The sequence below is a fragment of the Acinetobacter sp. YQ_14 genome (assembly GCF_043102985.1).
GTDB lineage: Bacteria > Pseudomonadota > Gammaproteobacteria > Pseudomonadales > Moraxellaceae > Acinetobacter > Acinetobacter venetianus.
This window is the reverse complement of record NZ_JBICJJ010000009.1, coordinates 107,278-122,997: the sequence shown is the minus strand read 5'-3', so window position 1 is coordinate 122,997 and position 15,720 is coordinate 107,278. Positions and strand designations below refer to the sequence as shown.

General features: G+C 40.5%; 19 protein-coding genes. 5 read left to right on the top strand and 14 right to left on the bottom strand.

What is annotated here, in order from left to right; translation table 11 throughout:
• Positions 1-41 precede the first annotated feature (41 nt).
• Positions 42-233, top strand: coding sequence for a DNA gyrase inhibitor YacG (locus ACF8D3_RS04595; RefSeq protein ID WP_007479167.1), 192 nt, complete (start codon positions 42-44; stop codon positions 231-233).
• Here the strand turns inward: ACF8D3_RS04595 and ACF8D3_RS04590 are convergent.
• From ACF8D3_RS04590 to ACF8D3_RS04570, 5 genes are all read right to left on the bottom strand, one after another.
• The gene (locus ACF8D3_RS04590) at positions 230-874 is read right to left on the bottom strand and encodes an MBL fold metallo-hydrolase (protein WP_392470424.1); all 645 of its coding nucleotides are present in this window, start codon (positions 872-874) and stop codon (positions 230-232) included. The two genes, ACF8D3_RS04595 and ACF8D3_RS04590, sit on opposite strands and share 4 nt — an antisense overlap.
• A 28-nt stretch (positions 875-902) precedes the next feature.
• Positions 903-1,919 carry a ferrochelatase gene (gene hemH / locus ACF8D3_RS04585; protein WP_392470422.1) on the bottom strand — a complete coding sequence of 339 codons (1,017 nt, stop codon included), beginning with the start codon at positions 1,917-1,919 and terminating at the stop codon, positions 903-905.
• A 69-nt stretch (positions 1,920-1,988) separates the two neighbouring features.
• The gene (locus ACF8D3_RS04580; protein ID WP_061524205.1) at positions 1,989-3,017 is read right to left on the bottom strand and encodes a DUF4062 domain-containing protein; all 1,029 of its coding nucleotides are present in this window, start codon (positions 3,015-3,017) and stop codon (positions 1,989-1,991) included.
• Positions 3,018-3,127: 110 nt separating this feature from the next.
• A complete protein-coding gene (gene murI, locus ACF8D3_RS04575) occupies positions 3,128-4,000 on the bottom strand; it encodes a glutamate racemase (protein ID WP_061517273.1) in 873 nt (290 codons plus the stop codon).
• Positions 4,001-4,047: 47 nt separating this feature from the next.
• Entirely contained in the window at positions 4,048-4,659 is a 612-nt protein-coding gene (locus ACF8D3_RS04570) for a DUF1285 domain-containing protein (RefSeq protein ID WP_392470420.1), read from the bottom strand.
• Positions 4,660-4,847: 188 nt separating this feature from the next.
• Between ACF8D3_RS04570 and ACF8D3_RS04565 the strand changes: the two genes are divergently transcribed.
• Positions 4,848-6,560, top strand: coding sequence for a 4Fe-4S dicluster domain-containing protein (locus ACF8D3_RS04565; RefSeq protein ID WP_392470418.1), 1,713 nt, complete (start codon positions 4,848-4,850; stop codon positions 6,558-6,560).
• Positions 6,561-6,709: 149 nt separating this feature from the next.
• Here ACF8D3_RS04565 and ACF8D3_RS04560 read toward each other — a convergent pair whose 3' ends face one another.
• From ACF8D3_RS04560 to ACF8D3_RS04540, 5 genes are all read right to left on the bottom strand, one after another.
• Positions 6,710-6,901, bottom strand: a complete 192-nt coding sequence (locus ACF8D3_RS04560; RefSeq protein ID WP_004876580.1) for a zf-HC2 domain-containing protein — start codon at positions 6,899-6,901, stop codon at positions 6,710-6,712.
• Positions 6,895-7,512: an RNA polymerase factor sigma-70 gene (locus ACF8D3_RS04555; RefSeq protein WP_392470416.1), complete on the bottom strand. Its 618-nt coding sequence runs from the start codon at positions 7,510-7,512 to the stop codon at positions 6,895-6,897. The genes ACF8D3_RS04560 and ACF8D3_RS04555 overlap by 7 nt, the downstream gene beginning before the upstream one ends.
• Before the next feature lie 17 nt (positions 7,513-7,529).
• Positions 7,530-8,261 carry a DUF2063 domain-containing protein gene (locus tag ACF8D3_RS04550; RefSeq protein ID WP_392470414.1) on the bottom strand — a complete coding sequence of 244 codons (732 nt, stop codon included), beginning with the start codon at positions 8,259-8,261 and terminating at the stop codon, positions 7,530-7,532.
• On the bottom strand, positions 8,258-9,124 hold the full coding sequence (locus ACF8D3_RS04545; RefSeq protein ID WP_392470413.1) for a DUF692 domain-containing protein: 867 nt from the start codon (positions 9,122-9,124) through the stop codon (positions 8,258-8,260). The genes ACF8D3_RS04550 and ACF8D3_RS04545 overlap by 4 nt, the downstream gene beginning before the upstream one ends.
• Positions 9,125-9,190: 66 nt before the next feature.
• Positions 9,191-9,529: a hypothetical protein gene (locus ACF8D3_RS04540; RefSeq protein ID WP_392470411.1), complete on the bottom strand. Its 339-nt coding sequence runs from the start codon at positions 9,527-9,529 to the stop codon at positions 9,191-9,193.
• Between the two features lie 163 nt (positions 9,530-9,692).
• On the opposite strand from ACF8D3_RS04540, the gene ACF8D3_RS04535 reads away from it, so the two are divergent.
• Positions 9,693-10,313, top strand: a complete 621-nt coding sequence (locus ACF8D3_RS04535) for a DoxX family protein (protein WP_392470410.1) — start codon at positions 9,693-9,695, stop codon at positions 10,311-10,313.
• Between the two features lie 68 nt (positions 10,314-10,381).
• Here ACF8D3_RS04535 and tusA read toward each other — a convergent pair whose 3' ends face one another.
• Entirely contained in the window at positions 10,382-10,639 is a 258-nt protein-coding gene (gene tusA / locus ACF8D3_RS04530) for a sulfurtransferase TusA (RefSeq protein WP_004876567.1), read from the bottom strand.
• 175 nt (positions 10,640-10,814) lie between these two features.
• Between tusA and ACF8D3_RS04525 the strand changes: the two genes are divergently transcribed.
• Positions 10,815-11,654 (top strand): HlyC/CorC family transporter, encoded by an 840-nt coding sequence (locus ACF8D3_RS04525; RefSeq protein WP_007480070.1) that lies wholly within the window; start codon positions 10,815-10,817, stop codon positions 11,652-11,654.
• Positions 11,651-13,210, top strand: a complete 1,560-nt coding sequence (gene lnt / locus ACF8D3_RS04520; RefSeq protein WP_392470406.1) for an apolipoprotein N-acyltransferase — start codon at positions 11,651-11,653, stop codon at positions 13,208-13,210. The genes ACF8D3_RS04525 and lnt overlap by 4 nt, the downstream gene beginning before the upstream one ends.
• Positions 13,211-13,275: 65 nt before the next feature.
• On the opposite strand, the gene ACF8D3_RS04515 is transcribed toward lnt, so the two are convergent.
• The 3 genes from ACF8D3_RS04515 to gspF all read right to left on the bottom strand — a co-directional run bounded on the left by ACF8D3_RS04515 (position 13,276) and on the right by gspF (position 15,708).
• Positions 13,276-13,620, bottom strand: a complete 345-nt coding sequence (locus tag ACF8D3_RS04515) for a hypothetical protein (RefSeq protein WP_004876561.1) — start codon at positions 13,618-13,620, stop codon at positions 13,276-13,278.
• A 262-nt stretch (positions 13,621-13,882) separates the two neighbouring features.
• Complete coding sequence (gene gspG / locus ACF8D3_RS04510; RefSeq protein WP_392470404.1) at positions 13,883-14,494, bottom strand: type II secretion system major pseudopilin GspG; 612 nt, start codon at positions 14,492-14,494, stop codon at positions 13,883-13,885.
• Between the two features lie 8 nt (positions 14,495-14,502).
• Positions 14,503-15,708 (bottom strand): type II secretion system inner membrane protein GspF, encoded by a 1,206-nt coding sequence (gspF, locus tag ACF8D3_RS04505; protein ID WP_019385791.1) that lies wholly within the window; start codon positions 15,706-15,708, stop codon positions 14,503-14,505.
• Positions 15,709-15,720: the final 12 nt, after the last annotated feature.

The following is a 15,720-nucleotide window of genomic DNA, read 5'->3' as shown; positions in this document are numbered from 1 at the left end:
GCTTTTGCCTAATGTATTTAGTTTTGCTGTAGGAATTTTCTATGCCTCGTACATTTCCATGTCCACGTTGTGGTGAAGCTAGCACTTGGGAAGGCAATGAATTTCGCCCATTTTGTTCTGAGCGCTGCAAATTAATCGATCTAGGTGCTTGGGCAAGTGAAGAATATAAATTGCCTACTCAAGATGCACCTCAAGCAGGCTTACAGCGTCACGAAGATGACTATGAGGATTAGCCCGCTTTGCTCGCAACAAACGGATTAAATTGCTTTTCATAACCGATGGTACTGATTGGGCCATGACCTGAAATAAACTGCGTTTCATCAGGCAAGCTAAAGCACTCACGTTGAATCGAATCAAGTAACTGTTGATGATTGCCTTTCGGAAAGTCTGTACGTCCAATCGAACCCTTAAACAGTACATCTCCAGTCCAAAGCAAACCATGTTGAGCGTTATAGAACATCACATGACCAGGGGTATGCCCTGGTGCAAAACGAACTTCAAACTCATCTTCGCCCAGTTTAAGGACTTCTCCACCCTCTAACCACTGATCAACTTTGACAGGTTGAGGAATAGGGAAGCCATAACGTGCCGACACTTCTTGGATCATATCTAACCAAAACTGATCTTCTTTATGCGGCCCAATCACAGGGATTTTCCATGTCTCAGCCAACTCACCTACCGCACCTGCATGATCAAGGTGCCCATGTGTTAGCCAAAGTGCCTTGACCTTTAAACCTAATGCTTCCACCTCTTTTTTGAGTACCGCTGCATCACCACCCGCATCAATCAAAACAGCTTCTTTACTCTCGCTATCCCAAACAATGGAACAGTTTTGAGCAAATGCAGTTACGGGCACAATTTTGACTTGCAGCATAAAAACCTCTGGCGGAATAAGCGTCGATTTAACGATGGGCTAAGGTATGAGTAAGAGCATCAAGATTAGCTTGAACGAGACTCGCAAGCAAATCTATATGCGACTGTTGCGCATTCAATGCAGGAATGTAGGCATATTCTCCACCGCCTGCATGTTGAAAAGTTTCTTTATTCTGCATAGCTAGTTCTTCAAGTGTTTCCAAACAATCTGCTGAGAATGCAGGACTCAATACCTGTACAGATTTTACTTTTTGCTCACCCCATTGTTGCAGCAATTGATCTGTATAAGGTTTTACCCACTCTTGCTTACCAAATCGCGATTGGAAGCTAATCGCCCACTCATCATCATTTAAATGCAACGCTTCAGCGACTAAACGCGCTGTAGTTCGACAACGATCCGCATACGGGTCACCTTTATCAGCATAAGGCTGAGGAATACCATGAAAAGACATGAGCAGTTTCTGCGCTTTGCCATGCTGTGCTTGATATTCAAGCACACTTTCAGCAAGTGCCTGAATAAATAGGGGATGCTGATAATAATCTTTAATCAACGTCAAACCAGGTAAATGGCGTTGATTAGGAATCCATTTTGCAAAAGCATCATAAAGTGGTGCTGTCGACGTTGCTGAATATTGCGGAAATAATGGTAATAAAATGACATGTTCTTGTGGGTCTTTTTCTAATTGATTCAGTACGTCATAAATACTCGGTTGACCATAAGTCATGGCAGGTACAACCGTTAAATCAAACTGATGATTTTCATCTTGTAAGCGTTGTTTGACCAACTGGGCTTGCTCAAGCACAATTTCCCGCATCGGTGAATCTTTTGACCATACTGAGACGTAGGCTTCGGCCACTCGCTTTGGGCGAAACGTCAGAACGAATAAATGCAAGATCACCCACCAAATTGGTTTGGGAATTTCGATCACTCGCGTATCAGATAAGAATTGTTTTAAGAAACGACGCACTGCTGGCACAGTGGCTTCATCTGGCGTACCTAAATTAGCCAAAACCACAGTGACTTTTGGTTTTTGTATCGCTGACATTAACCGCTTCCGCTATAAGTAAATTTCTCTCATTACTTTAGCAGTTTTAGGATTTTTTTTTAAATGGGTTTAATGCATGGTCTTAAACTGAAAAACCCGATTACTATCCAACATATTACTTTCCAATAGCTTCTGACCTTTATGGGTCAACTGCCATAACATCCGTTGTCGATCATCACGCCCAGCAGGAACAATCCACTCATTTTGTCGCATCTGCAATTTGATCTCATGCAAAGCACGGATATTAATCTGCGCACGAGATACGGCATGCGCTCGTGGCATCTCTTTTCGAGCATCATCCAAACCAGTTTCATTTAAGTATTCATTCATACGTTTTGAAAAATACTCTTCCGGTGTTGGAATAACAAATGATGCACCTAAGACATTAAGTAATTGTGCCCAAGTTATTTTACGAAAGGTTTTTATTTCTTTGAAATTACCATCTTGATAAGCATGCATACGGTATTCAAATGAATATAGCTCATGCATAGAAACTTTTGGTACAGAAGCAATTGGATCAGCTTCACGTCCACCCATCTCTGCTTCGAGTTGTTTTACTTTGGTACGTAATGCGTCAATTTCATCTTGTAAGACTTGAGTATTTTGAGGACGAACCCAGCCCACAACAGGATAGCGCTCCAACATTTGTGGCATGCTCGAACGCACAGCTAGCTCTAAATCTCTCAATGTCCGATAACAGAAAACTTGATCAACCTCATGCTGAAGTTGTTTTCTAAACTCTTTAAATTTTTCTTTCAGTTCAGGTTTATTATCATGCAAACTAGTTTCACGTGAATCAGGATCTTCATGCATGAAAACAATCACTGGTTTTTGTTTGGTCATTGCATAGATATATTCTAGATGCATATAACCGACACCAGAGACTGACTGCTCACCGTACTGACTACCCAACAGGATCACGACATAATCACAGTCATCAATCTGACGACGTGCAATCGAGGTGCTTAAAGGTGTGCGCTGTTCCAAGCCCCACGAAAAGAACCCCATTCCAACCAAAGTTTGAGTTAATACCGCCCGCTCTGGTTGCATTTCATTGCCAGACGTAGAAATAAAAACTTGATAACGAGTATCTTGCATAGGCTGAGCCTCATTTTACTTATCTATAAACCCAAGCCCTTGAGCCTGTAATTTATGAACAGATAACCCCATAAAATCTTAATTATGGTTAGAAATTCAGAATCCAAAAACTAAACTTCAACCAGATCTTGAATCGTCCATGTCAGTTGTTCTGGTATCAAATGTTGGAGTACTGGCTCCAACTCAACCGCATTTTGACCGCTAACAAAACATTCAATACGTGTAATATTATGACTTATTTTGTCACATAATAACCTATTTTTTATCAAAATATATGCTGTTTGTCGCGCAACTGCCTGTCCTGAATCAATTAATTTCAGCTTTTCAGCAAAAATTTGATGAATAGCATCTTTCAAGAATGGATAGTGCGTACAACCAAGTACGAGAAAATCTGCACCTTGGTCTACAACAGGTTGTAATATCTGTCGTAATACGCTTAGACAAGCATCACTCATCTGCTGCCCAGCTTCTACAAACGGAACAAGCTCCAAACTGGTCACGGTTAACACCTTTACCCCCGCAGGTTCAGCAAACTTCGTCATCACATCTTTGATCAATCGACCACGAAACGTTGCAGGGGTTGCTAACACAGCGACAACCTTAGATTGTGTTTGCAATACAGCTGGCTTTAGCGCTGGTACTAATCCAACAATAGGGAAATTTTCCCCATAGTGTTCACGCAAATAATCCAAACTAAACGCAGATGCAGTATTACAAGCAACTACAGCAATCTTACAACCTTGTCGATATAACCATTCAATTGCACGTGCCGTTAATTCACGAATCTCTTGATCGGAACGTGCGCCATAAGGGACATGTGCCGTATCTGCATAATAAATGATGCGCTCATTTGGTAGATGTCGTGCAATTTCCTGTGCTATCGAAAGGCCACCTATTCCTGAATCGAAAACCCCTATTGGTGCATCTGATGATGCATGTGGCATAGGATGAAGTACTTCAGTAATAGGTTGAACGGCAGTCATACAAATACATAGACACAATGATTAATTCACTCTTTTAAGCTTAAACCTCAGGTGCTCAAATGCAATACCAAATCACCACTTTTTAATGTTAAAACAGCTTCGCCATTTTCATTTTCAGACAGACAGCCATAATTCACGAGATGATAAAAACTTTGTCGTTGAATTAATGCATTTATACCAAAGCGTACATGTATGTAAGGACGCAATTCACCATGATATTCCCGCATAAAAATCGGATGTTCTTCATCTACGATCACGACATCTTGATTGGTTGTGGTCAGTTGTAAATAAAGCTTGCCTTCAATCTCAACTTGATCCGCCTGATTGATCAATAAAGGTTCATCTTCAACCTCAATTTCGATCTGCTCAACAGGGGTTTTTAAGTAGAATTTTCCATCTTCTTTCCAGAGCACCTTACTAAATAAGTCTAACAGTGCTTGGCGTTTGACCAATTGACCTTCGTGCCACCATTCTCCGTTGGCTTTTACCCGTAGATCCATTTTGCCACAATGCTTTGGATGCCATTGCTCTAAAGGTGGAATTGACCTTTTGTGACTTTGCTGTACATCTTTTAAGTATTGTGCAATGTTCATTAAGTTTTTATCATCAGACAACACGATTTTTCCTGTATTTTGTGGAGAATCATTTTCATTTATCATAGTTTATGCCTTGCTGACGAGAAAATATGACCGCTCAGCCAATTGGCGAGATCAAGGTTTAAAACTATACTATCCCAAACGTTTGCAAGCGCAATAGCTAGTTTTTGTGCTTGGCAATTAAGAACACTCATGGCAGCACCGAATAGCAATGATTACGGTTGCCACCCTTAAAATATGAGGAGTCCTACATGGAACACATCGAACGTGAAGCGATGGAGTTTGACGTAGTGATCGTAGGCGCTGGACCTGCGGGTTTATCTGCTGCGATTAAAATTCGTCAATTAGCGATTGAAAACAACCTACCAGATCTTTCTGTTTGTGTGGTTGAAAAAGGCTCTGAAGTTGGTGCGCATATCCTCTCTGGTGCTGTACTTGAACCACGTGCCATGAATGAATTGTTCCCAAACTGGAAAGAAGAAGGCGCTCCGCTGAATGTTCCTGTTACGGGTGACGAAACTTATTTCCTTACATCTGAAACCAATTCACAAAAGATGCCGTATTGGATGGTTCCTAAATCAATGCATAACGAAGGGAACTATGTCATTTCCCTTGGTAATGTCGTGCGTTGGTTAGGCCAAAAGGCTGAAGAATTAGAAGTTTCTATCTTCCCGGGCTTTGCTGCTGCTGAAGTGCTTTATCATGAAGATGGTACCGTTAAAGGCATTCAAACAGGTGACATGGGTATTGGTAAAAATGGTGAGCCAACACACAACTTCACGCCGGGTTATGAACTTCACGCGAAATACACTTTATTTGCTGAAGGTTGCCGTGGTCATCTCGGTAAGCGTTTAATTGCAAACTTCAATTTAGATAAAGATGCTGATCCTCAACACTACGGTATCGGGATTAAAGAGCTTTGGGAAATCGACCCTGCTAAACATAAGCCAGGCTTAGTGATGCACGGTGCAGGTTGGCCTTTATCTGAAACAGGTTCTGCAGGCGGCTGGTGGTTATATCACGCTGAAAACAACCAAGTTACTTTGGGTATGATTGTCGATTTATCTTATGAAAATCCACATATGTATCCATTCATGGAAATGCAACGTTGGAAAACCCATCCAACCATCAAGCAATTCCTAGAGGGTGGTAAGCGTATTTCTTACGGCGCTCGTGCTGTTGTGAAAGGTGGCTTCAACTCTTTACCAAAACTGACTTTCCCAGGCGGTTGCTTAATTGGCGATGATGCTGGCTTCTTGAACTTCTCGAAGATCAAAGGCTCTCATACAGCAATGAAGTCAGGCATGTTGTGTGGTGAAGCTGTATTTGAAGCAATTGCTGCTGGTGTTGCCAAAGGTGGTGATCTTGCGATTGCTCGTGTACTTGAAGGTGAAGATCACTTTGCTAAAGAGTTAACGGCTTATACTGATAAATATAACAATTCTTGGTTAAAAGAAGAGTTATATCAAGCACGTAACTTTGGCCCTGCTATGCATAAGTTTGGTACTTGGTTTGGCGGCGCATTTAACTTTATCGACCAAAACATCTTTAAAGTGCCATTTACTTTGCATGACTTAAAACAAGACTTTGCAGCGCTTAAAACAGTTGATGCTTCAACGTTCAAGCCAAACTATCCAAAACCAGATGGTAAGTTAACTTTTGACCGTTTATCTTCTGTGTTTATTTCAAATACGGTACATGAAGAAAATCAGCCAGCGCATTTGAAACTGACTGATGCATCAATTCCTGTCAACGTAAACCTTCCAAAATGGGATGAACCAGCTCAGCGCTACTGCCCTGCTGGTGTTTATGAAGTGATGGAAAATGATGACGGTTCTAAGCGTTTCCAAATCAATGCTGCGAACTGTGTTCACTGTAAGACATGTGACATTAAAGATCCGTCACAAAATATCACTTGGGTAACGCCTGAAGGCGGTGGTGGTCCTAATTACCCTAACATGTAATTAGTATCCGAATATGTAATATTCGGATAGTTCTTGCGAAGCTTTAGTCGCTTCTCATACCCTAACATGTAATTTTTAGATCATGTGGTAATGCCGAATGCCTGCCACATAATAAAATAAAAAGCCTCAATTCATTGAGGCTTTTTATTTTAGTCTTTCTGCTCTTCATCAAATCGCTTATATGCTTTAGACAATACACTCAGCGTTTTCATTTGCTTACCAAAACGTCGACATGAACGACACATCATCAAATGAAATTGCAAACCACTCTGTTCTTTCAACAACAGTTGTCGATCTTGTTGTTCAGAAAGTAACTGCGTTGCTTGTCGACAGGTCAACATGAGCAATCCTCCTGATGTAACCATTTATTTTCCAAACACTCACGTAATCGTGCTCGGCTGCGATACATTAAAACATTGAGATTCGAAACCGTAAGCTCCAGCTTTTCACATATTTCATCAGAGCTGAGTTCTATCATTTCCCGCAACATAAAAACTTGTGCATACTTTGCAGGTAAATGATTCAAACATGCATCGAAAATCATCCAAAAATCTTGCTGCTCCATCATTTCTTCAGGATTTTGCCATGCTTTTGGCATCTCTGATTTTTGCCAATGTCCAGCAGCATCAAACAGCGCATCCACACTTAACTCGCTGTCATCATCCTGAAATAGCTCACTCATGCTAACCAGACGTGTTTTTTGTCGAATCGAATCAACGATCTTATTTTTCAGAATCGCAAACACCCACGTTTTAAATGCTGCACGCCCTGAAAATGATTCAACATGCTGCAAAGCACTCACTAAAGCCTCTTGCACCACGTCTTCCGCTTGATGAAATGAGGAAAGCTGCAATACTGCAAACTTCATCATTTGCTGCCTTAAATCATGCAAAAAAACAGGATTTTGTAGTTGTTGAATGAACTCGTCATTGTTGGTAGCAGCCTGAACCATCTCCTGACCTCATCCTATTATTCTGGGATATACAATAAATCTAACTCATTTAATCGTTCAGATAACAGCTTCAGCTGTTGCTCTACTTCTTGTTCAGATAAATCTGGCACTGTGGTGTATATCAACTGCTTAAGTTCCTGTTCTGTCAGTGCTTTAAGATTTAGTTGTTCAATCAAACAAGCGAATAATGGAGATAATGGTTCAACACAAACCTGATCATGTCGATTTCGCCAAACCATCACTGCGCTCGGTGAATACTCAAAGTCTTGGTGTTCAATTGTCCAAAGATAAACTGGATATTGATAAACCAAAATCCAAATGTGTGTGTTCAATTGCCAAGCTGACGCTGATGAGAAAGTTTTCTCTTCGATTTCAACCGTATCTAAATAGAGTTCCAGCCATTCAAATTGTAATAACTCCGCTAACCACGGATATTCTTGTAAGATTGGATGTTGTTGCTCATCCAGATATTCTCTGAATTGCAGTGAAATATCATTATAAAATGGTGATTGATTTTGAGCATTTTGAAAGAAATCTTGCAGCAAAGCCTGCCATTTCGTCTCAGATAATAGCGTTCGGGCAATCGGATACACCAAGTTAATAAATGAACTGACATTATTGAACAAGAAGGTTCGATAAACCTGCATTCGCTCTGTTGCAAATTCTGCTGGAAGATCTGATCGAGGGTCACGAACCCATGCACAAAATGCCAGCTGAGTTTGCTGCAGAGGACTTTTATTCATCTTCATGCTTTTACCTCACTTGAGGTATTTAAGGTATTGGTATTAAGTGATTGTGGATAGCTAAATTGATGTTGTAAATCCTTGATTATATTTAGCTCATGCTGAAGTTGCTGCCACGTCGGAATATTAAAATCACGTTCTAACAAGGTCGGCTTTACACCACCAGTTTGGTAGGTATATGCCAACAATTCCCACACAGGATCACAGACATTTTCCCCATGCGTATCAATCAACAAATCATCACTCACTTGTTCATGACCAGCAATATGTAGATATCGAATCCGATCTTTCGGCATCGCATCAATAAAAGCATATGCATCTGTTTGATGGTTCTTACTATTCACATAGACATTATTTACATCAAGCAATAATTCACAGTCTGCGCGTGTAATCACTTCATGAACAAAATCACTTTCGCTCATTTCTGCATTCGGCATGAGATACGTTGAAACATTCTCCAGAACTAAACGTTGTCCTAAAATATCTTGTACACGCAAGACCCGTTCAACCACATAGTCCACGGCTTCTTCTGTCATCGGAATCGGCAACAGATCATATAAATAACCACCATCATTGGTATAACTCAAATGCTCAGAATAAGTCAGTACATGATGTTGTTTTAAAAAATCTCGTACTTGGTGCACAAACTCAAGATTAAGTGGATGCGGCCCACCAATAGATAAGGAAAGCCCATGACAAACTAATGGCGACTTTTCCAAACATTGCGCCAATAACTTTGCATGTCGCCCACCAAAACCCATCCAGTTCTCAGGTGCAACTTCTATAAAATCAGGATGTTGGTCTACTTGTAAAAACGTATCAATAAAATCACGTCTTAAACCCAGTCCAGCACCATTGAAAGCAACCATTTGCATTCCTTTTCAATGATGACAACAACGTTATAAAGTTGTTGTCATCACCGATCATTTAATTGATTAGTGTGCGCCGCATTTTGCATCAGCCATTTTTTTATCTGCGCCGCATTTCGCATCAGCCATTTTTTTGTCAGCACCACATTTCGCATCAGCCGCTTTTTTGTCAGCGCCACATTTCGCATCAGCCGCTTTTTTGTCAGCGCCACATTTTGCTTCAGTTGTTTTATGCTGTTGTTTGGCTTTATTTGCACCACATTTTGCTTCACCACATTTACCATCAGCAGCTTTGGTCACATGGGTTTCAGTTGTCGTTGAAGCCGCAGAGACATGTGTTGTTGCACCAACCATAGATAGTGCAACTAAAGCAGCGACTGAAGTCATCGAATTTAACTTATTCATTTTGAAGTTCCTTTTAAATCAATTTGGGGTTTTGTACTTAGGTACATGTTATTAGACGAGCGACCACTCAATTTATTACAGTTAAAAAATAATTTTTTTCTTGTAAGAAACTAAATCCTCAACCGACTAATAACTATTCAATACGAGTCGGTGTGAAATCCTCATGAATAAATTTATTTATCCTTTATTGTTACGCTATCAGAATTTTTGTTCGCATTTAAAACATTTCGACGGAATTGCAGCACTTTCGTTAAGGTTATTTCTTGTCCCAGTGTTTTGGATGGCAGGTTCGAATAAGCTTGCTCATTTTGCAGATACCGTTGAATGGTTTGGCAATCCCGATTGGGGCTTAGGGTTACCCTTTCCAACACTGATGGCAACACTAGCAACGTCTGCTGAGCTGGGTGGTGCCATTTTATTAGCACTGGGTTTGGCAACTCGGTGGATCAGTATTCCGTTGATGATCACAATGCTCGTCGCGATATTTACTGTACACCTACCGAATGGTTGGCAAGCGATTGCCGATCCACAAGCACCTTTTGCCAATATGCAAGTGATGGCGTCCGCTGAAAAATTAGAGAAAGCAAGAGAAATTTTAATGACTTATGGCAATTATGACTGGCTCACATCGAGCGGCTCATTTGTTATTTTAAATAATGGAATTGAGTTTGCAGCAACCTATTTTGTGATGTTACTTGCGTTAATTGTGCTGGGTGGTGGTCGTTATGTGAGTGTGGATTATTGGTTAAATCACTGGATTGAAAAGTTTCATGGTGAAAAATAACCGCTGTTCGCAATATGATTTTGCATATACCTCCCAATACGGGAGGTAAGTAATATTAAAAAAAAGAATTAGCCTTTTTGCACCAAATAACGATATTCAGTATTGCTATTTTCATCAAGGCTCTCTTCTTTGAGCAAAAGCTCATGCCCTAAATGCATACAAAATTTTGGAATATCCCAAGATGTAGAAGGGTCAGTTGCCAATACTTCAACAATGTCACCTGCTTTGGCTTTTCGGATTGCTTGATGCAACATCATTACAGGCTCAGGACAACGTAAACCTCTGGTATTTAGCTGAACACTAGGAACTTTTGCTGCTTCAGACATCATTAAACTCAAATATTCTAATTTTCATATTTTAACATAAAGTGACTATATAAAAATCACCAACAATATTTTGAAAAACTGTACGTTTTTTGCATCGTTTTATTGATGCATATCCGCTTTATCTTCGGTATGATGAAAATCATCTAATTGATATAGAGAGTCTTTAGGAAAGATCATGGTCGAGGAATCCAGTCCGTCGTGGGGTATGCGTGGCTTAAGAAAATGGTTAGGTACCGCACCTGAAACCCGCGATGAATTACTCAAGTTAGTTCAAAATTCGCGTCGCTTTTTAGAGCCAGATACTGTTGCTATGCTTGAGGGTGTTCTAGATCTACCAGCAACAAAAATTCGAGAGGTGATGACCCCGCGTACAGCAATTATTAGCTTACAAGAGGATGATCAACTCTTTGATATTTTAGATGTCTTAATTGAATCAGCACATTCACGCTTCCCTGTGTTTTCGGCTGATCAAAGTGACAACGTGGTTGGTATTCTACTAGCAAAAGACCTTTTACCATTTCTCACTGAACGTAATGTCAATGTTGATATTCGTGCATTGATGCGCCAACCTGTTTTCGTACCCGAGAGTGCGCGTTCGGATCAAGTGCTGCGTATGCTTAAAAATACGCAAACACATATCGCAATCGTCATTGATGAATATGGGTCAACCTCTGGTTTAGTCACACTCGAAGATATTCTTGAAGAAATCGTCGGTGAAATCGAGGATGAACATGATATTGCAGATGAAGAAGCGCTCTATATTGTTCCAGACAATGACCCAACGACTGCAAATACGTGGATTGTTCAAGCACTTACACCAATCGAACATTTCAACACTATTTTAGATGCAGATTTTTCTGACGATGAAGTTGAAACTATGGGCGGTCTGCTTCTACAAGAAATTGGTCTCGTCAGCGATCTACAAGGACAAACAATTGAACTTGGCGATTGGCAATTCACCATTATCGAAGCAGATGCACGCACTATTCATCTGATTCGAGCTGTACGTCAATGAGAAGCTATTTTGAAAAGCTGTTAAATCCATCCCAATCACAAAAACAGCTCCCTTTTATTTTTCCACTTTTGATTGCACTCATTTCGGGTGCAATCTTTAGCTTGGCACTCGCACCTTATTATTTTTGGTGGCTTGCGATTTTATCACCAGCATTATTGTATGCGGTTTTACGCCAGCGAGGGCCTAGACAAGCCTTTGTTTTAGGTTGGGCTTATGGCTTTGGTTTATGGTTTGTCGGCGCGTTTTGGCTCTATACCTCCATTCATACCTACGGTGATACCAATGCGTTCTTAAGCATTTTGATGATTGTCTTTATGGCAACAGCAATGGGCTTATTTACAGCGTTTCAAACATGGCTCTATCGTCGGTTCTTTCCAGAAACACCTTTGACCTTTGCACCACTTTGGGTACTCTTTGAATGGGCGAAAACATGGGTATTTACTGGTTTCCCTTGGCTGTTTGCAGGTTATGCATTTACTGAGCGATTACTTGACGGCTATGCGCCTTTATTTGGGGTGTATGCAGTTTCCTTCGTTGTGATCGTACTTGCATGTGCTTTAGTTGAAATCTTAAATAAACGTTTCTTCTGGGCTATTCCCTCTGCTCTACTAGTTTTAGGTGCTTGGGGATCTGGATTTATTCAATTCGTGCAGCCCAAAGCAGCAAAACCACTCAGCGTTTCGTTGATTCAAGGCAATATTCCTCAAGACCTTAAATGGTTAACGGAATATCAAGTTAAGACTTTAGAGATTTATGCCGGATTGAGTCGAGCTGAATGGGGACGTGATCTGATTGTATGGCCAGAATCGTCTATTCCACTCTTCCAAACTGATATTCCAGAGTTTTTAAAAGCAATGGATGTTCAAGCGAAAAAGTCAGATACGGCTTGGGTGACAGGTATTCCCTATTGGGATATGGCAAAATCACAGCAAGTTGGTGAACCACTGTATTACAACAGTATCATGGCATCAGGCAGTGATTCCTATGGTTTATATAAAAAGCAACGCTTAGTTCCATTTGGTGAGTACATTCCATTGTCAGGTTTACTCAAATGGGTGCTTCCAGCAATGCAAAATGACGTGAGTATGAGTGGTTTTTCGCGCGGTGAAGCCAATCAAAAACCGTTAATGGTTAAAGGACATGCCTTGGCAGCCGCGATTTGCTATGAAGTTGCTTATCCTAATTTAACTCGTCGTAATGCATCAGATAGTGATTTCTTGATTACGGTTTCTAATGATGCTTGGTTTACAGGAACAGCTGGACCGTGGCAGCATCTACAGATGGTACAAATGCGTGCGAAAGAGAATGGTCGTTGGTTTATTCGTGCCACCAATACAGGTGTGACTGCGTTTATTGATCAGAATGGTCATATCGTCAAACAAGCACCGATGGATGAAGAGTTTGTGTTACGCGGTGAGTTACCTGCCATACAAGGGCAAACACTCTACAACCGACTCAGTGATTACCCGATTCTCATCTTCTCACTATTATTGCTGATGATGGGTTGGATTTATCGCCCGAAGAAAGTAGATATTTCTTTCAAATCTCGTCGATAAAATAAAAAGAGCGTTTTTAAATAAAACGCTCTTTTTTGATGAATGAAAATTTTTTGTTGTTTAGACTATAAAGCAAGTGATAATTGAACTGATAAATAAGCCACTAAACTTGATAAAAACAGCATTGGCACATAACCATAAGCTTTAAATAATATTTGCTCATATTTTGAGATCATTTCCTCGTTATGCCAAACACTTGTTTTTAAAGCACTCAAGAAACAAAGTACAAACCATGCACTTAACATTGTCAACGCGAAGAACCCTATCATAATCTGACTACTTCCTTCAGCCGCTTGCCATAAACTTAATGCAGCTTGACTCATTGGTAATAAACTGAGAATAAGAGCGACAGATTTGAGCATTGCCCAATGAAACTGATTCAGTTCATTCAACACAAAAAATGCTTTCATCCGACTCCCCCATACCTGATTTAAATGATCTGAATTTATTATGCAAAGCTTTGATATAAAGAAAAAGTCTATTTTTCTTCTTATTTTCTGTTTCTTGTAACTATTAAATATGGGAATAATTCTTATTATAAATCTCACATATCAATTATTATAATAAATATATATTTTTTAAGGTCTTAAACACATTTATCGAATCAAGAAACATTATCACTTCACTCTCAATTTATTTAATTAAAAATGAAGTGATAGTTTTAATCAAATATTAGGGTTGATAATAAATATCAGCATCATTCCCTTCGCCACCTTCTTTCCCATCAGCACCAAAAGAATATAAATCAAATGAGCGCCCATCTCGACCTGGGATGACATACTGTAAATCGTTTTCCCAACTATCTTTAGGATAACCACCTTTGACATAACCACCCGGCAACCAATTCTTTGCAGAAGCAGGTTGATTGACCAATGCATCCAAACCACCATCTTGCATCGATGGGTAACGTCCATTATCTAATTTATATTGATCTAATGCGCCAGCAACACCTTTTAAAGTAATACTTGTGGTATCTACTTTTGCTTTTTCACCACGTCCCATTACATTCGGGACGATCAGTGCAGCTAAAACGCCTAAAATCACAATCACCACCATCACCTCGATTAGGGTGAATCCTGAGACCCGAGAAAACCGAGTATTGCTCGGTCGGGTCGCAAGACGAGCAACTGTGTTGTGAGTGCGAGGATCATCAGCGCAAGATGAGAAGCTATGCTTCGAGTGGCAAGATACCGCAAGGCGAGAAGCTATGTTTCGAGTGGCAGGATTAAGATTATTCTCAGCATGCTGTTCATTGATTGAATTCTTCATTTTCATCTCAAACATCAAATTTCCTAGATCATATTGTTCATATTAATAATTGGCAACATTACCGCAATCACAATCACCAACACAATTGCAGCCATAAAAATCAGCATCAAAGGTTCTAGCAACGCCAACAATGTCGAAATAAAAGCTGTGACTTCGCGATCTTGCATCGTCGATGCTCGGTCTAGCATCCGATCTAGCTCACCCGATGCTTCACCGCTTCGAATCATTTGTACCATCATTGGGGGGAAATAACCGCAACGTTCTAACTGTGTTGCCAAATTACCACCTTCTGTTACACGCTCCATGGCAACTTCGATGGAATCCCGAATTACCCAGTTATTACTTACCTCTGCACCGATTCGTAATGCTTCAACTAAAGGAACACCTGAACGCGTCAAAATAGAGAGCGTACTAGCAAAACGTGCAGCGTTTATACCACGCGAAAGTTTACCAAATAGTGGCAATTTGAGTGTTAATCGGTCAAATGCGTAATGTCCTGCTGTTGTTCTCAAAAATCGCGTAAATACAATCATCGCAACCACAGCAAGAATCAGCATCGCAATCCATGCCTGCCGAATGAATGCACTTGCTTTCATTAAAACTACAGTGATCCACGGCAATGCTTCCTTGCTTTGTTCAAAAGTTTTGACGATCTCAGGGACAACATAAGTCATTAATCCCATCACAATTCCAAATGACATGAGCATTAAGATAATCGGATAGATCATTGCACCTTGGATCTTCTTCTGCATGGCAAAACGGTTTTCAGTATAGTCAGAAAGTTGGTCTAGAATTAGATCCAAATGCCCCGAACGTTCCCCTGCTGCCACCGTTGCGATATACAATTCGGGGAAACGACCTGATTGTTGCATACTTTGTGCCAGTGAATGACCTTCCAATACCTTCGAACGCACAGCAATGAGAAGATTTTGAACATGGGATTTTTCACTTTGCTTGCTTACTGCTCTAAGGGCTTCTTCCAGTGGAATACCTGCTGCGACAAGCACTGAAAGCTGACGAGTCATTAAAGCAAGATCATAGGCACTAAAACTCTTTCTAAACCAAGCACGTTGTTGTTGCTTATCTTTTTGCTCAACGGCGTCAACTGAAATGGGTGTCCATTCTTTGTCACGCAACTGTTGGCGAATCTGGCGTGCAGAATCCCCTTCGAGTACGCCTTTATGTTGCTTTCCAGAAGCATCTAATGCAGTAAATTGATAAGCAGGCATGGTTCTGTTCTA

Excerpts from the sequence above, each read along its gene's own strand:
- ACF8D3_RS04595 (WP_007479167.1), top strand. The coding sequence starts at position 42 with ATGCCTCGTACATTTCCATGTCCACGTTGTGGTGAAGCTAGCACTTGG.
- ACF8D3_RS04590 (WP_392470424.1), bottom strand. The coding sequence starts at position 874 with ATGCTGCAAGTCAAAATTGTGCCCGTAACTGCATTTGCTCAAAACTGT.
- hemH (WP_392470422.1), bottom strand. The coding sequence starts at position 1,919 with ATGTCAGCGATACAAAAACCAAAAGTCACTGTGGTTTTGGCTAATTTA.
- ACF8D3_RS04580 (WP_061524205.1), bottom strand. The coding sequence starts at position 3,017 with ATGCAAGATACTCGTTATCAAGTTTTTATTTCTACGTCTGGCAATGAA.
- murI (WP_061517273.1), bottom strand. The coding sequence starts at position 4,000 with ATGACTGCCGTTCAACCTATTACTGAAGTACTTCATCCTATGCCACAT.
- ACF8D3_RS04570 (WP_392470420.1), bottom strand. The coding sequence starts at position 4,659 with ATGATAAATGAAAATGATTCTCCACAAAATACAGGAAAAATCGTGTTG.
- ACF8D3_RS04565 (WP_392470418.1), top strand. The coding sequence starts at position 4,848 with ATGGAACACATCGAACGTGAAGCGATGGAGTTTGACGTAGTGATCGTA.
- ACF8D3_RS04560 (WP_004876580.1), bottom strand. The coding sequence starts at position 6,901 with ATGTTGACCTGTCGACAAGCAACGCAGTTACTTTCTGAACAACAAGAT.
- ACF8D3_RS04555 (WP_392470416.1), bottom strand. The coding sequence starts at position 7,512 with ATGGTTCAGGCTGCTACCAACAATGACGAGTTCATTCAACAACTACAA.
- ACF8D3_RS04550 (WP_392470414.1), bottom strand. The coding sequence starts at position 8,261 with ATGAAGATGAATAAAAGTCCTCTGCAGCAAACTCAGCTGGCATTTTGT.
- ACF8D3_RS04545 (WP_392470413.1), bottom strand. The coding sequence starts at position 9,124 with ATGGTTGCTTTCAATGGTGCTGGACTGGGTTTAAGACGTGATTTTATT.
- ACF8D3_RS04540 (WP_392470411.1), bottom strand. The coding sequence starts at position 9,529 with ATGAATAAGTTAAATTCGATGACTTCAGTCGCTGCTTTAGTTGCACTA.
- ACF8D3_RS04535 (WP_392470410.1), top strand. The coding sequence starts at position 9,693 with ATGAATAAATTTATTTATCCTTTATTGTTACGCTATCAGAATTTTTGT.
- tusA (WP_004876567.1), bottom strand. The coding sequence starts at position 10,639 with ATGTCTGAAGCAGCAAAAGTTCCTAGTGTTCAGCTAAATACCAGAGGT.
- ACF8D3_RS04525 (WP_007480070.1), top strand. The coding sequence starts at position 10,815 with ATGGTCGAGGAATCCAGTCCGTCGTGGGGTATGCGTGGCTTAAGAAAA.
- lnt (WP_392470406.1), top strand. The coding sequence starts at position 11,651 with ATGAGAAGCTATTTTGAAAAGCTGTTAAATCCATCCCAATCACAAAAA.
- ACF8D3_RS04515 (WP_004876561.1), bottom strand. The coding sequence starts at position 13,620 with ATGAAAGCATTTTTTGTGTTGAATGAACTGAATCAGTTTCATTGGGCA.
- gspG (WP_392470404.1), bottom strand. The coding sequence starts at position 14,494 with ATGTTTGAGATGAAAATGAAGAATTCAATCAATGAACAGCATGCTGAG.
- gspF (WP_019385791.1), bottom strand. The coding sequence starts at position 15,708 with ATGCCTGCTTATCAATTTACTGCATTAGATGCTTCTGGAAAGCAACAT.